At 68.8% G+C, this 15464-nt stretch carries 14 protein-coding genes; 11 read left to right on the top strand and 3 right to left on the bottom strand.

Annotated features, from left to right (window positions below; translation table 11 throughout):
* Window positions 1-89 precede the first annotated feature (89 nt).
* From LQ566_RS04850 to LQ566_RS04830, 5 genes are read left to right on the top strand one after another with little or no spacing between them, the layout of a single operon-like run.
* Complete coding sequence (locus LQ566_RS04850) at window positions 90-1433, top strand: extracellular solute-binding protein (RefSeq protein ID WP_231090476.1); 1344 nt, start codon at window positions 90-92, stop codon at window positions 1431-1433.
* Window positions 1434-1456: 23 nt separating this feature from the next.
* The gene (locus LQ566_RS04845) at window positions 1457-2353 is read left to right on the top strand and encodes a carbohydrate ABC transporter permease (protein WP_231091379.1); all 897 of its coding nucleotides are present in this window, start codon (window positions 1457-1459) and stop codon (window positions 2351-2353) included.
* Window position 2354: 1 nt separating this feature from the next.
* Window positions 2355-3236 carry a carbohydrate ABC transporter permease gene (locus LQ566_RS04840; protein ID WP_231090474.1) on the top strand — a complete coding sequence of 294 codons (882 nt, stop codon included), beginning with the start codon at window positions 2355-2357 and terminating at the stop codon, window positions 3234-3236.
* A 41-nt stretch (window positions 3237-3277) separates the two neighbouring features.
* Window positions 3278-3979 (top strand): ThuA domain-containing protein, encoded by a 702-nt coding sequence (locus tag LQ566_RS04835; protein ID WP_231090472.1) that lies wholly within the window; start codon window positions 3278-3280, stop codon window positions 3977-3979.
* Window positions 3964-5043, top strand: coding sequence for a Gfo/Idh/MocA family protein (locus LQ566_RS04830; protein ID WP_231090471.1), 1080 nt, complete (start codon window positions 3964-3966; stop codon window positions 5041-5043). Before LQ566_RS04835 ends, LQ566_RS04830 begins: the two co-directional genes overlap by 16 nt.
* 64 nt (window positions 5044-5107) lie before the next feature.
* Here LQ566_RS04830 and LQ566_RS04825 read toward each other — a convergent pair whose 3' ends face one another.
* Window positions 5108-6517, bottom strand: coding sequence for an NCS2 family permease (locus LQ566_RS04825; RefSeq protein ID WP_372459776.1), 1410 nt, complete (start codon window positions 6515-6517; stop codon window positions 5108-5110).
* Window positions 6518-6567: 50 nt separating this feature from the next.
* Here LQ566_RS04825 and LQ566_RS04820 point away from each other — a divergent pair, with 50 nt between their 5' ends.
* The 4 genes from LQ566_RS04820 (at window position 6568) to purH (ending at window position 10596) form a co-directional block, all read left to right on the top strand.
* On the top strand, window positions 6568-7011 hold the full coding sequence (locus tag LQ566_RS04820; protein ID WP_231090468.1) for a nitroreductase family deazaflavin-dependent oxidoreductase: 444 nt from the start codon (window positions 6568-6570) through the stop codon (window positions 7009-7011).
* Window positions 7012-7099: 88 nt separating this feature from the next.
* The gene (locus LQ566_RS04815; protein ID WP_231090467.1) at window positions 7100-8311 is read left to right on the top strand and encodes a cell division protein PerM; all 1212 of its coding nucleotides are present in this window, start codon (window positions 7100-7102) and stop codon (window positions 8309-8311) included.
* Window positions 8312-8361: 50 nt separating this feature from the next.
* On the top strand, window positions 8362-8955 hold the full coding sequence (purN, locus tag LQ566_RS04810) for a phosphoribosylglycinamide formyltransferase (protein ID WP_231090464.1): 594 nt from the start codon (window positions 8362-8364) through the stop codon (window positions 8953-8955).
* Window positions 8956-8988: 33 nt separating this feature from the next.
* A complete protein-coding gene (purH, locus tag LQ566_RS04805; RefSeq protein WP_231090462.1) occupies window positions 8989-10596 on the top strand; it encodes a bifunctional phosphoribosylaminoimidazolecarboxamide formyltransferase/IMP cyclohydrolase in 1608 nt (535 codons plus the stop codon).
* 181 nt (window positions 10597-10777) lie between these two features.
* On the opposite strand, the gene LQ566_RS04800 is transcribed toward purH, so the two are convergent.
* Window positions 10778-11542, bottom strand: a complete 765-nt coding sequence (locus tag LQ566_RS04800; RefSeq protein WP_231090461.1) for a class I SAM-dependent methyltransferase — start codon at window positions 11540-11542, stop codon at window positions 10778-10780.
* Complete coding sequence (locus LQ566_RS04795; RefSeq protein ID WP_231090459.1) at window positions 11539-12963, bottom strand: dihydrolipoyl dehydrogenase family protein; 1425 nt, start codon at window positions 12961-12963, stop codon at window positions 11539-11541. The genes LQ566_RS04800 and LQ566_RS04795 overlap by 4 nt, the downstream gene beginning before the upstream one ends.
* Before the next feature lie 153 nt (window positions 12964-13116).
* On the opposite strand from LQ566_RS04795, the gene LQ566_RS04790 reads away from it, so the two are divergent.
* Together LQ566_RS04790 and LQ566_RS04785 are read left to right on the top strand one after the other, a co-directional pair.
* The gene (locus LQ566_RS04790) at window positions 13117-14616 is read left to right on the top strand and encodes an AlkA N-terminal domain-containing protein (protein ID WP_231090458.1); all 1500 of its coding nucleotides are present in this window, start codon (window positions 13117-13119) and stop codon (window positions 14614-14616) included.
* Window positions 14613-15116: a methylated-DNA--[protein]-cysteine S-methyltransferase gene (locus LQ566_RS04785; RefSeq protein WP_231090456.1), complete on the top strand. Its 504-nt coding sequence runs from the start codon at window positions 14613-14615 to the stop codon at window positions 15114-15116. The genes LQ566_RS04790 and LQ566_RS04785 overlap by 4 nt, the downstream gene beginning before the upstream one ends.
* Window positions 15117-15464: the final 348 nt, after the last annotated feature.

Raw genomic sequence — 15464 nt, 5'->3', positions numbered from 1 at the left:
CTTCCGGACTACGGTCAAGACCACGAAAGTTGCAGAGAAACTTGCGCAAACTTTCGCATCACAATCCCTCGTTTCAATGGAGAACTGAGATGGCACACAGCAGTCACCGCTCGTCACGTCGAATCCGCCTGGCAGCCGCGGTCGCGGCCTCCGCGATGGCACTGTCCCTCGCCGCCTGCGGCACGTCCGGTCCCACGGGCTCCGGCGGAGGCTCCGCCACGGGCGCCGCCACCATGTGGGCGCTGTCCGGTCAGCCGAAGGAGGGGCTGCGTCAGGACACCGTCGACGCGTTCAACAAGACCAACCCGGACGAGAAGCTCGAGGTCACCTTCTTCCAGAACGACGCCTACAAGACGAAGATCCGCACGGCCATCGGCGCGGGCCAGGCGCCCACGCTCATCTACGGCTGGGGCGGCGGCACGCTGAAGGCCTACGCGGATGCCGGGCAGGTGGAGGATCTCACCTCCTTCTTCGCCGACAACCCCGAGGTGAAGGACCGGCTCTTCCCCGGCTCGTTCGGTGCCGCCACCATCGACGACAAGATCTACGCGATGCCCATCCAGGACGTGCAGCCGATCGTGCTGTTCTACAACAAGAAGGTCTTCGCCGACGCCGGAGTCGAGCCGCCGAAGACCTGGGACGACCTGATGAGCCTGGTCACCACGTTCAACGAGAAGGGCATCGCCCCGATCTCGCTCGCCGGTCAGTCGCGGTGGACGTCGATGATGTGGCTCGAGTACCTCTTCGACCGCATCGGCGGGCCGGAGGTGTTCAACGACATCTTCCTGGGCAAGCCCGACGCCTGGTCCAACCCGGCGGCGCTCGAAGCGCTGGAGAAGGCTCAGGACCTCGTCGCCGCCGACGGGTTCATCAAGGGCTTCAACTCCATCACCGCAGATTCCAACGCGGACCAGGCGCTGCTCTACACCGGCAAGGCCGCAATGATGCTGCACGGCGGCTGGACGTATGGATCCATGAAGGCGGACGGCCAGAACTTCGTGCAGGACGGTAACCTCGGCTTCGTGTCGTTCCCGACCATCGAGGGCGGCGTCGGCGATGCCGAGAACGTCGTCGGCAATCCCGCGAACTACCTCTCCATCTCCTCGTCCGCCTCCGACGAGCAGAAGAAGATCGCCGAGGACTACCTGAAGACCGGGCTGTTCACCGAGGCGGAGATCGACGGCCTCATCGAGAACGGGGCCGTCCCCGTGGTCAACGGTGTCGACGACAAGCTCGCCGCGACGGACGACGCCGACTACCTGACCTTCGTCTACCAGCTCGCCGGGAACGCGCCGAGCTTCCAGCAGTCGTGGGACCAGGCTCTCAGCCCGACCGCCGCTGAAGCCCTGCTCAACAACATCGACCAGCTGTTCTCGCGCTCCATCACGCCGGAGGAGTTCGCGGCGAACATGAACAAGACGATCGGGAAGTGACCGTGAGCGCGAACACCGCGCGAGTGCTCGTTCCCGCCTCCCGTCGCGCGGGCGCGACGGGAGGTCTGAGCTGGCTCGCCGCCCCCGCCCTGATCTACTTCGTGATCTTCGCGATCGTTCCGCTAGTGGGCGTGCTGGCCCTGAGCTTCACCGACTGGGACGGCATCGGCGCGATCACCTTCTCCGGCATCGCGAACTGGGGCGTTGTCCTCACCGATCCCGGAACGTGGCGTGCGTTCGGCCTGACGATCATCGTCATGGTGCTGTCGTGGCTGGTGCAGACGCCGATCAGCCTGCTGCTCGGCGTCTTCACGGCGGGGACCCAGCGCTATCGCGCGGTGCTCGCGGTGCTGTACTTCCTGCCGCTGCTGCTCTCCTCCGCCGCGATTGCGGTCGCGTACAAGGCGCTGCTGGATCCGAACTTCGGTCTCGCCGCCGGGCTCGGACTCCCGTTCCTCGCGCAGGACTGGCTGGGTGATCCCGCGCTCGCGATGGGTGTGGTCATCTTCGTGATCGCCTGGCAGTTCGTGCCCTTCCACACGCTCATCTATCAGGGCGGCGTGCGGCAGATCCCGCAGTCGATGTACGAGGCGGCTCAGCTCGACGGCGCCGGGCGGATCGCCCAGTTCTTCCACATCACGCTGCCGCAGCTGAAGTACACGATCATCACGTCGTCGACGCTGATGACCGTGGGATCGCTGACCTATTTCGACCTGATCTTCGTGCTCACCGGCGGAGGGCCCGCGAACGCCACGCGGATCCTGCCGCTGGACATGTATCTCACCGGTTTCAAGGCGAACCAGATGGGCCTTGCGAGCGTGATCGCCGTCATCCTCGTGCTGCTGGGCCTCGGGCTCGCGCTGTTCCTGCAGCGTCTCGGCGGCACCGACAAGTCGGCCAGCCAGTTGGACGGAGCCTGAGATGACGACCACGACCACCCTTGTGATTCCCCGCGAGGCCGACCGCCGGCGTGCCCGACGCACGAGCACCGGACGTCCGAATCTGTTCGGCGGTCTCGCCGGCTGGATCTGGCTCGCGATCATCATCGTGCCGGTGTACTACGTCGTCGTCACGAGCCTGAAGCACCAGGCGGACTACTTCGGCCAGAACCCGCTGGCGCTGCCGATGAACCCGACCCTCGACAACTACATCGCCGTGATCGAGGCGGACTTCGTCCGGTACTTCATCAACAGCGTCCTCATCACGGTGGGAGCGGTGGTGCCGACCCTGGCGCTGTCGTTCATGGCGGCCTATGCGATCGTTCGTGGCCGCAGCCGCTTCCTGCGCATCGCGAACAGCACCTTCCTCATGGGGCTGGCCATACCGCTGCAGGCGACGATCATCCCGGTCTACCTGATGATCATCCGGCTGAACCTGTACGACAGCCTGCTGGCGATCGTGCTGCCCTCGGTGGCGTTCGCGATCCCGCTGAGCGTGCTGCTGCTGTCGAACTTCATCCGGGATGTGCCCAACGAGCTGTTCGAGTCCATGCGGCTGGACGGCTGCAGCGAGTGGCAGACGCTGTGGCGGCTGGCGCTGCCGCTGACGAAGCCCGCGATCGTGACGGTCGCCATCTACAACGCGCTGGGCGTGTGGAACGGGTTCCTCCTTCCGCTCGTACTCACCCAGAGCCCGGATCTGCGCGTGCTGCCGCTGGCGCTGTGGAGCTTCCAGGGCGAGTTCAGCGTCAACATCCCCGCCGTGCTGGCGTGCGTCGTGCTGACCACGCTGCCGCTCGTGGTGGTGTACATCTTCGGTCGTCGCCAGCTGGTGAGCGGCCTGACCGCGGGCTTCAGCAAGTGAGCGCCGCCCGCGCGAGCAACCTGACAGACGAAAGGCAAGACATGACGGACACGGCAAAATCGGCGCTCATCGTCCGGGGCGGATGGGACGGGCACGCGCCCGTCGAGGCGACGGAGCTCTTCATCCCGTTCCTGCGAGACAACGGCTACGCGGTGCGGATCGAGGAGAGCCCGGCGATCTACGCTGATGCTGCGGCAATGGCCGGATTCGATCTCATCGTGCAGTGCAACACGATGAACACCATCCAGCGGGAGGAGCAGCAGGGCCTGCGTGCGGCCATTGAGGCCGGTGCCGGAATGGCCGGGTGGCATGGCGGCATCGCCGATTCCTATCGCAACGACGCCGACTACCTCCAGCTGATCGGAGGCCAGTTCGCCACGCATCCCGGCAAGCACCCCGACGAGCGTCACGGCGAGCAGTCCGACAACTACCTCCCGTACACGGTGGAGATCACCGATCTCGGCCGCCGGCATGAGATCACCGCAGGGATCGAGGACTTCCCGCTGACGACCGAGCAGTACTGGGTGCTGCACGATGACCTGATCGACGTGCTCGCCACCACGACCCACCCGGTTCAGCCCTACCATCCCTGGCACCGGCCGATCACCTCGCCCGCGGTGTGGACACGCGAATGGGGGCAGGGGCGGATCTTCGTGGCGACGCCGGGGCACTCCGTCGACGTGCTGCAGGACCCGAACGTGCGCACCATCATCGAGCGGGGGATGCTGTGGGCCAGCCGCTGAATGTGGGCATCATCGGGTGCGGGAGCATCGTCGCCCAGTACCTGGCGACGTTCGCCCGCCTGGAGACCGTGCGATTGGTCGCCGTCGCCGATCTGATGATCGAGCGTGCGGCGGCGGTGGCCGCAGAGGTTCCGGGTGTGCGTGCTCTCAGCATCGACGAGCTCCTCGCCGACCCCGGCATCTCCCTCGTCGTCAACCTCACCATTCCGCTCGCGCATGCGGAAGTGTCGGAGCGGATCATCGCCGCGGGCAAGGACGTCTACAGTGAGAAGCCGCTCGCGGCCGACGGCGCTGCCGGTGCGGGGGTGCTGCGCGCGGCGGACGACGCCGGCCGATGGGTGGGCTGTGCGCCCGACACCGTGCTCGGGACCGGAGTCCAGACGGCGCGGCGGGTGATCGAGGACGGCCGCATCGGCCGGCCCATCGCCGCGACCGCGACCATGGTGACGCCGGGGCACGAGCGGTGGCATCCGAACCCCGATTTCTACTACCTGCCCGGCGGAGGACCGCTGCTGGACATGGGCCCCTATTACGTCAGCGCCCTCATCCATCTGCTGGGTCCGGTGGTGAGCGTGGTGGGATCGGCCAGTCGCCTGCGTGACGAGCGTGTGATCGGCTCGGGGGATCGCGCGGGTGAGCGTGTCCCCGTCGAGATCGACACCCACATCACGGGAGTGCTCGAGCACGCGTCGGGTGCACTGTCCACCCTTGTCATGTCGTTCGATGCGGTGGCCACGCGCTCGGCCAACATCGAGGTGCATGGGGAGAGCGGATCGATGGTGGTGCCCGATCCCAACACCTTCGACGGCGATGTGCTGGTGCGCTCGCTCGCAGACGTGGACTGGGTCGTGCAGGAGCCATCTGCCGGGTACATCGACGCCGGCCGTGGCGTGGGCATCCACGACCGGGCGCTCGTGGGTGACGACGCCCGGGCGTCGGGGGAGCTGGGCTATCACGCCCTCGATGTCATGGAATCGGTGCTGCGCGCCGCCGCCACTCGCACCGCGGTCCCGGTGGTGTCGACCTGCGTGGTTCCCGCCCGGGTGGAACTGCAGTCACTCTGATTCGTTGCGCGCAAAAGGCTGCAATCCGCGGAGGATTGCAGCCTTTTGCGCGCTATGAAACGGGTCAGGCGACGCCGAACGCCGCCTCGATCGGACCGCGGGCGAAGTAGATCACGAAGCCGATGGCCACCACCCACAACAGCGGGTGGATGCTCTTGGCCTTCTTCGACAGTGCATTGACGACGACCCAGCTGACGAAGCCCGCACCGATGCCGTTGGCGATCGAGTAGGTCATCGGCATGACGGTGACGGTGAGGAACACCGGCAGGAGCACACGGAAGTCGGCGAAGTCGATGTTCTTGATCTGCGAGAGCATCATGGCACCCACCAGCACGAGCGCCGCCGAGGCGACCGCGCCGGGAACCAGGGAGGTCAGCGGGGTGAAGAACATCGCCAGCAGGAACAGCACACCCGTGAACGACGTGGCAAGACCCGTGCGGGCGCCCTCGCCGATGCCGGCGCTGGACTCGACGAACACGGTCGCGGAGGAGGACGACGTGCCACCACCGACGATCGCGCCGACACCCTCGACCACCAGGGCCGACTTGATGCGCGGGAAGTCGCCCTTCTCATCGGCCAGGTTCGCCTCGCGGGCGAGGCCCGTCATCGTGCCCATGGCGTCGAAGAAGTTCGAGAACACCAGCGTGAAGACGATCATCACGAGCGCCACGACGCTGACCTTGCCGAGGTCGAAGCCGAAGTCCACCTTGCCGATGAGGCTCAGGTCGGGAAGGCTCACGATGCTGCCCGAGAAGGAGAACAGGTCCTGCGGCCAGATGAGGTTGACGATCGCCGCGACCACCGTGCCGCCCACCAGAGCGATCAGGATCGCGCCCTTGATCTTCAGCGCGATGAGGACGCCGCCGATGAGGACGGTGAGGACGAACAGCAGCGTGGCAACGGATGCGACGGAACCGCTCACGCCGAGGTCCACCGGCGGGGAGGGGTTGCCCGTCGCCGTGACGAAGCCGGCGTTGACGAACCCGATGAAAGCGATGAACAGGCCGATGCCGACCGTGATAGCGAGCTTCAGCTGGACAGGGACCGCGTCGAAGATCATCTTCCGCAGCCCGGTGGCGGCGAGCAGCACGATCACCACACCGTTGATGACCACCAGCGCCATGGCCTCGGGCCAGGAGACCTGCCCGACGACCGAGAAGGCGAGGAAGGCGTTGATGCCGAGACCGGCGGCGAAGGCGAACGGCAGCCGGGTGACGATACCGAACAGAAGGGTCATCACACCGGCGGTGAGGGCGGTGGCGGCAGCGACGGCCGGGCCGGCCAGCGTGTTGCCGTCGACGTCGGGGGTCGACAGGATGATCGGGTTCAGGATCACGATGTACGCCATCGTCACGAAGGTGACGAGACCGCCGCGGAGCTCTGCTCCGACGGTGGATCCGCGTTCGGTGATGTGGAAGAAGCGATCGAGTGCGGTGGTGGGCTGGGCTGGCGCCGTGGCCATGGGGCTCCTCATACGTGTCAGGGTGGGGGTGAGGCGCGTATCCTCCGAAGCGGAGGTACGATATGCCACTCTCAGGAATTTACCAGCCGGGACGTTACGAGTGGTCCCGCAAGCAGGCGGAGGAGTACGAGGCCTCGAACGGCGCCGACGCCGCGGACATGCAGGGCAAGCCGATCATCGTGCTCACCACGCTGGGCGCGCGCTCGGGCGCGCTCCGCAAGACCGCGCTCATGCGCGTCGAGCACGAAGGACGTTACGTGGTGGTCGCGTCCAAGGGCGGAGCACCGGATAACCCGGCGTGGTACTGGAACATCCGCAAGAACCCGCACGTCGAACTGCAGGACGGTGCGGACAAGCGCGACTACACGGCACGCGAGCTGTCCGGGGCGGAGCGGGAGGAATGGTGGGCCCGGGCGTGTGAGGCCTGGCCGCCCTACGCGGACTACCAGACCAAGACCGACCGCCTCATTCCATTGTTTCTGCTGGAGCCCGTCACTTCGCAGTGACGCGACCGCGTGGCCTCGCTGAGAACTGACGGGACGGCGGCGCGGGAGGAACGGCGCACCGTACGCTCGCAGGTATGGTCGGAAGGCCATGCACCGCCTCACCGTCGCCCTCCTCGCCGCCTTCGACGCGATCGTCGCCGCCGCCGTGGGGCTCGTCGTCGTCGGCGCTCCACTGGCGCTGTTCTGGGCGACCGCGGCGGATGCCTCCTGGGCGGGGCTGTGGCCGCTGATCGCGAAGATCTGGCAGCTCGGCGGCCTGGTGCCGGTGACCGTCACGCTGCCCGAGTCGCTCCTCACCGCGCTCGGTGTGGCACCGGATGCCGGCGGCTTCATCATCTCCCTCGCGCCCCTGGCACTGACCGCTTTCGTGGCGATTTTCGCGGCCCGCTCGGGCGTGCGCGCGATGCGGGCCGGTGCGGGACTCGCCGGTGTACTCTCCGGTGCCGTCGTCTACACCGCTGTGGCCGTCATCGTCCAGCTCACCTCCGCAGCGCCGCTCGCGCACACCATCACGTGGCAGGCCATCCTGCATCCGGCCCTGCTCTACACCGTGCCCGCCGCTCTCGGCGCACTCGTCATCGCGTGGCGCGACGGCGACCGTGGGCTGGTCGACTGGGTGCACGACCTGGTCGACGAAGCGCCCGTGCAGTGGAGCGAGCTGCCGGCACTGGCCGCGCGCGGCATCGCGATCGGCTGTGCATCGCTGGTCGGCGCGGGTGCGCTCGCCGTGCTCGCGTCCGTCGTGCTCCGCGGCGGGGAGATGATCTCACTGTTCCAGTCCGCCCGGGTCGACGTCTGGGGTGCGGTGCTGGTCTCGCTGGCGTCCCTCGCCTATCTGCCGACGCTCATCGCGTGGGCCATCGCCTGGCTGAGCGGCGCAGGGATCACGGTGGGAGTCGGCTCCACCCTGACGCCGGCAGCCGTCCACCTCGGCGTGGTCCCCGCGCTTCCGCCGCTGGGCCTGCTGCCGACGGGCGCGACACCGATCATGCTGGTCGTCGTGATCGTGCCGGTTGCCATCGGGGCGCTGGCCGGGTGGGTCCTGCGCTCCGGCTTCGTCGCGGTGCTGGGAGATGACGAACCGTTCCTGCCCCGCGTCGCACTCAGCGTCAGCGTGGCGGCCGGAGTCGCAGCGTTCGCGGCGATCGCGAGTGCCCTCGCTCGCGGCGGCATCGGACCGGGACGACTGGTCGAGCTCGGACCCCATCCCGGGTTCGTCGCGCTCGCCGTCGGCGTCGAGGTCCTCGTGGGTGCCGCGATCCTGCTGCTGTCGCCACGTCGTCGTCGCGACGAGTTCTGAGCGTTGCTCATGCGGTAGGGCGCTCTTCCGAGCGCCAGTAGACTGTTGGCGTGCTGTCGGCTGTCGTGCTCATCTCGGGAACCGGATCGAACCTGCGTGCGCTGCTGGAGGCAGCGAGCGTCGCGGACTATCCGGTGCGTATCGTCGCGGTCGGCGCGGATCGGGAGGCGGAAGGCCTCGCCCACGCCGAGGCCTTCGGTGTCCCGACCTTCGTGGTCCCGTGGCGCGGCAAGGAAGAACGAGCCGCCTGGGGTGACGAGCTCCTTCACCAGCTCGAGGTCTGGAATCCCGACATCGTGGTGCTGTCCGGATTGATGAAGCTCCTGCCGCCTGCCGTCGTCGCGCGTTTCTCGCCGCGCATCATCAACACCCACCCCGCCTACCTCCCCGAGTTCCCGGGCGCTCACGGTGTGCGCGATGCGCTCGCGGCCGGCGTCACGCAGACGGGTGCCAGCGTGATCGTGGTCGACGACGGCGTCGACGCGGGACCGATCCTCGCCCAGCGCCGCGTTCCGGTGCTGCCCGGCGACGATGAGGCCACGCTGCACGAGCGGATCAAGCCCGTCGAGCGGGAGCTTCTCATCGACGTCGTCCGCCGCATCGCCACGGGTGAGATCGACCTCGCCGCTCCCGCGCATCCCTGACCGCGCACCGACCCCCATCTGGAAAGAGGAACCATGGCCGGCCACAGCCACGACCCCGCCGACTACCGGGAGCGCGACGTCGTCCCCGTCCGCCGCGCGCTCATCTCCGTGAGCGACAAGTCCGGACTGCTGGAGCTGGCTTCGGCCCTCTCCGCAGCCGGCGTCGAGATCGTCTCCACCGGCTCCACCGCCGCCACCATCCGCGACGCGGGCCACCCGGTCACGGATGTGGCCGCCATCACCGGCTTTCCCGAGATGCTCGACGGCCGAGTGAAGACCCTGCACCCCAACGTGCACGGGGGCCTGCTGGCGGATCTTCGACTCGAGGACCACGAGCGTCAGCTCGCCGACTTCGACATCCGTCCGTTCGAGCTCGTCGTGGTGAACCTGTACCCGTTCGTGGAGACCGTGGCCTCGGGCGCGCAGGGCGATGCCGTGGTGGAGCAGATCGACATCGGTGGGCCCGCGATGGTCCGCGCGTCGGCGAAGAACTACGCCAACGTGGCGATCGTCGTCTCTCCGTCGTCGTATCCGTCGATCATCGAGGCGGTGACCGCCGGTGGCACGTCCCTCACGCAGCGCCGTGAGCTGGCGGCGCGCGCGTTCTCGCACACCGCCTCCTACGACGCCGCCGTGGCCGCCTGGTTCTCCGGCGAGACCCTGGGGGAGGGCATCGAGCTTCCGGAGCACCTGACCATCCAGGCCGAGCGTCTGAACACCCTGCGCTACGGCGAGAACTCGCACCAGCGCGCCGCGATCTACACCCGCCAGGGCGGACGCGGCATCGCCCAGGCCACGCAGCTGCAGGGCAAGGAGATGTCCTACAACAACTACGTCGACGCCGACGCCGCTCTCCGTGCCGCGTACGACATGGTCAAGCCCGCCGTGGCCATCATCAAGCATGCCAACCCGTGCGGCATCGCCGTGGCTGCGCCCAACGCGCTCGACCCGATCGCCTCGGCTCACCTGCGCGCACACGAGTGCGACCCGGTGTCCGCATACGGCGGCGTGATCGCCGCGAACGGCACCGTCACGCTGAAGATGGCCGAGAACCTCGCTGACATCTTCACCGAGGTGATCGTGGCCCCCTCCTACGAGCCCGCCGCGCTGGAGGCCTTCAGCCGCAAGAAGAACCTGCGCGTGCTGCAGCTTCCCGCGGACTGGCAGCAGGAGGAGATGGACGTGCGTCTGGTCTCCGGCGGACTGCTGCTGCAGGATGCCGACCGGTTCCCGTCCGACATCCTGTCGGTGGCGGAGAACTGGGAGCTGGTCTCGGGTGAGCGCCCGGCGGAGGACGAGATGGAGAACCTCATCTTCGCCTGGAAGACCTGCCGCGCGGTCAAGAGCAACGCCATCGTGCTGGCGAAGAACCTCGCCACCGTCGGTGTGGGCATGGGTCAGGTCAACCGCGTCGACTCCTGCCGTCTGGCCGTGGAGCGTGCGGGCGAGCGCGCTGCCGGCTCGGTGGCGGCGTCCGACGCCTTCTTCCCCTTCGCCGACGGCCCGCAGGTGCTGATCGACGCCGGTATCTCCGCCATCATCCAGCCGGGTGGTTCGGTGCGCGATCCCGAGGTCATCGCCGCGGCACAGGCCGCGAACGTGACGATGTTCTTCACGGGCGAGCGTCACTTCTTCCACTGAGTCACAGCCGCTGAGAGGACGGCCGCGGTGCGTCACGCACCGCGGCCGTCCTCGTGTGCGCAGCGCACCGGGGCCGCCGCCGTGCGCGCAGGCGCGAACCCTGCGGGCGGCACCGTCCGGGGCGAGCGACGGGGGCCGTGATATCCCGACGGCGCCGCCGGATCAGAGCGACGCCGCGGGTTCACAGTAGGGTCGCGATGATGCGGAAACGCCGCTGTGATACCTCGATCGGGCGAACGGCAGCGAGCGCGTGCAGCTGTTCTTCGTGCTCTCGCACGGTGAAGCCGGGGACGTCCCATGGGACCATCGCGAGGTACTCCACGAGCGTGCCGACGTCACGGAAGCGCATCGCGCCGGTCCAGTCGTCGGCCCGATCGATCCGGAAGCCGGCAGCGGTGAGCGCGGCCGCCAGGTTCTCCAGGGTGACGTGGTCGTAGAGCCCCTCGCCACCGAACCACGCGCGCAGCTGCTCGCCGTCACGTCCATCGACCTGCTGGGTGAACAGCCGGCCACCCGGTCGGAGTACGCGAGCGAACTCCGAGGCGTCGACGGCCTCATGGCGGTTCAGGAGCAGGTCCTGCGTGGAGTCGGGCAGCGGGAGGCGCTCGCCCAGCTCCGGATCGTAGGAGAGCACGTCGACGCCGTGCGGCGCCAGGGCTGCGCGAGCGAGCGGCTGGTTCTCTTCCCAGCCCTCCGTCGCGATGATGGTGCCGTGGTGATCGCCGATGGCCGCCAGATGGGTGAGAAGCCGCTCGCCACCCCCGGTTCCGATGTCGACGGCATACTGACTGGAGCGCAGTGCCGTGCGGACCTCGTCATCGAAGTCCCAGGGCGGATCGTCGCAGTCCAGCCGTCCGTCGAGCGCCGCGAAGTCCCAGCCTGACATCGTCGATCTCTGATGCAGGTGCGCCAGCCACCCGATGAGCTGCGGATCTCGCGCGGTCACGGGCGGCCGTATGCCTCGAGCAGACGCAGCCACACCTCGCTGATGGTGGGGTACGAGGGCACCGCGTGCCACAGGCGCGCGAGCGGGACCTCACCCACGACGGCGATGGTGGCGGCGTGAACCATCTCCTCGACCCCGGGACCGATGAGTGTGGCGCCGATCACGACACCGCGGTCCTCGTCGACGATCATCCGGGCATGACCCGCGTAACCGTCCGCGAAGGTGGCGGCACCGGCGACGGATCCGAGGTCGTAGTCGACGACCCGCGTGCGCACACCGGCGGCCTCCGCCTCGTGGGCGGTCTGACCGACGGATCCCACCGGGGGATGACTGAACACCACCTGTGGCACCGCGGCGTGATCGGCGGTGGCCACGTGCGCGCCCCACGCGGCACCGTCCACCGGGCGTCCGTGGGCGCGCGCGGCGATGACGTCACCGGCTGCACGGGCCTGGTACTTGCCCTGGTGGGTCAGCAGCGCGCGGTGGTTGACGTCCCCGACGGCGTAGAGCCAGTCGGTGCCCGGCACGAGCATGGTGTCGTCCACGGGGATCCAGTCATCGTCGCTCACACCGGAGACCCCCAGCGCCGTCAGACCGAGATCCGACGTTCGCGGCCGGCGCCCGGTGGCCACGAGAACCTCATCGGATGTGATCTCCGTGCCGTCCGTGAGGACCACCGTGCGCCCCTCCACCCCGAGGTGGGCCGATGCGGGGCGGGAAGCCGCGAACACCACGCCGGCGTCGCGCAGCGACGCCGTGACGCGCTCGCCGACGAACGGCTCCATCCGGGGCAGGATCCCGGACGGAGCGACCATCGTGACCTGTGATCCGAGTGCCGCGTACAGGGTGGCCATCTCCACCCCCACGACGCCGCCGCCGATGACGGTGAGCGATGCCGGCACGTGATCGGCCGAGGTCGCCTCGCGACTGGTCCAGGGTGAGATCTCGGCAAGCCCGGGGACGTCGGGCACGAGCGCGCTCGTGCCCGTGCACACGGCGACGGCGTGGCGGGCTGTCAGCACGACGTCCGTGCCGTCCCCGGCTGTGACGGTGACCTCGCGTACGCCGCTGATGCGGCCGTGGCCGCGAACGAGGTCGATGCCGGCCGAGGCCAACCACTCCACCTGTCCCGCGTCGTCCCAGTCATGTGTGAACTCGGTGCGTCGGCGCAGCACGGCGGAGATGTCGAGTTCCCCGGTGACGGCCTCGGCGGATCCGGCCACCGCGCGCGCCGCCGCCAGCGCTTCGGCCGGTCGCAGCAGCGCCTTGGACGGCATGCATGCCCAGTACGAGCACTCGCCGCCGACCAGCTCGGCTTCGACGATGACGGCGGTCAGACCGCCCTGCACGGCTCTGTCGGCCACGTTCTCGCCGACGGGCCCTGCCCCGATCACAATGACGTCGTACTCCTGCGCGCTCATGGGTACACGCTACAACCCCGTCCATCGTGCGCAATCCGCTCGTGTTTCGCCGGGATACGAGCCAATCGCGCGCTATCAACGGGCTCTGGGCGCCCCCATCGCGATGTCCGATTTCCGCGAGCCAATGACCTGCGCCGGTGTCAGGATGGACCCATGAGCCCGAACCTGACCTTCGACGAGAGGTACCGCGCGATCAGTTCCCGCGATGCCCGGTTCGACGGGCAGTTCGTCACCGTGGTGCACTCCACCGGCATCTACTGCCGGCCCTCGTGCCCGGCGCGGACGCCGCGGCCGGAGAACGTCTCGTTCCTGCCGACCTCGGCAGCGGCGCATGAGGCGGGCTTCCGTGCCTGCAAGCGCTGTCTCCCGGAGGCTGCACCCGGCTCACCCGAGTGGGACCTTCGCGGCGACGTCACGGGACGCGCGATGCGCCTGATCGCGGACGGTGTCGTCGAGCGGGAGGGCGTGGCGGGGCTGGCGTCTCGCCTCGGCTACTCCTCCCGGCACCTGACGCGCGTGCTCACCGAGCAACTCGGCGCCGGCCCGCTCGCGCTGGCGCGGGCGCATCGCGCCCACACGGCGCGCATGCTGCTGGTCGGAACCGATCTGTCCGCGGCGGACGTCGCGTTCTCGGCGGGATTCGCGAGCGTCCGTCAGTTCAACGACACGATCCGTGAGGTCTTCGATCTCACCCCCATGGCGCTGCGTGCTCGTCGTCGTACGCGCGAGAGCACGGAGGGTGGGCGCATCGACCTGGTGCTGCCGTACCGTGCCCCGTTCGATCCGGCGGGCGTCTTCGCCTGGATGGCGGCCCGTGTGCTGCCGGGGACCGAGGCTGCCGGACCCGACGGTTTCGAGCGGACTCTCCGCCTGCCCGGCGGGCCGGCGTGGTTCCGCGTGGCGCGCGCCGATCACGCCCGCCTGCGTCTCTCCGTGCGACTGACCGCCCTCGGCGACCTCAGCAGCGTTGTGGCACGTGCGCGCCGGATGTTCGATCTGGACGCCGATCCTGCCGCGATCGACGAGTCGCTGGGAGCGATTGCGGAGCTGGCGCCACGTGTCCACGCCGTCCCGGGCATCCGCGTACCGGGCACCGCGGATCCTCACGAGATGCTGATCCGGGCGATGATCGGCCAGCAGATCTCCGTCCCCGCCGCTCGCACACACCTCACCCGCCTGGTCGACGCGCTCGGCGAGGAGACCGACATCGCGGGAGAGGGCGGTCCCCGGCGGCTCTTCCCGACGATGACGGCGATCGCGGAGCGCGGCGCCGAGGTGCTGCGCGGACCTGCGGCGCGGATCCGCGCGATCACCGGTGCGGCAGCTGCCATCGCCGCCGGGGATCTCCAGCTCACCAGCGGCGACGATTCCGAGGACCAGCGCCGGCGACTGCTGGCGCTGCCCGGTGTCGGACCGTGGACCGCCGACTACGTGCGCATGCGAGTGGTGGGCGATCCGGATGTCTTCCTCCCCGGAGACGTCGCCGTGCGCCAGGGCGCTGCGCGCGCCGGCCTTCCCGCGGAGGCCGCGAGCCTTGACGACTGGGCACGACGGGCATCTCCCTGGCGTTCCTACCTCACCGCGCACCTCTGGCGTGTGCTCTCCACACCTGTTCACCACACCGCTCCGGTCACCGGGGAAGGACGATCATGACCACCACCAGCGCAGTTGTCCAGTTCATCGAGACGGCAGACGGCCCGTTCGGGATCCTCACCGACGAGGACGGCGCCGTGATCGCATCCGGCTGGACCGACGATCCCGCGTCGCTGATCGACCGGCTCCGCCCGCAGGACCGTCCCACCGATATCCGGGCGGGGGAGACGCCGGCAGGCGATGCCGTGCGCGCCTTCTACGACGGCGACGTCGAGCCGATCATGACCGTGCCGGTGCGTCAGCGCGGCACCGAGATGCAGCGGGCCGGATGGGAGGCCCTCCGGCGCATCACCCCAGGCTCGCCCCTGTCGTATGCCGAGTTCGCCGCAGCGCTCGGCAGCCCGACCGCCGTTCGCGCGGCAGCATCGGTGTGCGCGCGCAACGCGGTGGCGCTGTTCGTCCCCTGCCACCGCGTGCTGCGCACCGATGGCACTCTCGGCGGGTTCGCCTGGGGCACCGAGGTGAAGCGCTCGCTCCTCGCGCGCGAGGCGGCGGCGTAAGCGGTCGCCCTCCGCTTCATCGTGCGCACATGGCTCCTATTCCTCGCGAATAGGAGCCATGTGCGCGCTGTGAACGCCTTTCCGGAGTCGAGAAAACAACACTTGCGGTCAGGGAACTCACAGCATAGTCTGGAGGGCTGTCGCGTCGACCGGCGTGACATCCCGTGAGCTCCAGGAGGCCGCAATGAACGAGACCGCTCTCACCACGTTTGTCGCCGCCTTTGTGCCCGCGGGGATCGCGACGCCCACGTTCGGCTAGAACCGCGTCGCCGCATCTCCGTCGCGGCCCCCTGCATCACCGGTAGCACCGGTCATTCGCGCGCTCGCGCGCATACACCTCTCGATCTC

This window comes from Microbacterium nymphoidis, assembly GCF_021044885.1.
Taxonomy (GTDB): Bacteria; Actinomycetota; Actinomycetes; order Actinomycetales; family Microbacteriaceae; genus Microbacterium; species Microbacterium nymphoidis.
Note: the sequence above shows the minus strand (reverse complement) of the source record. Positions and strands in the feature narration are given on the sequence as shown.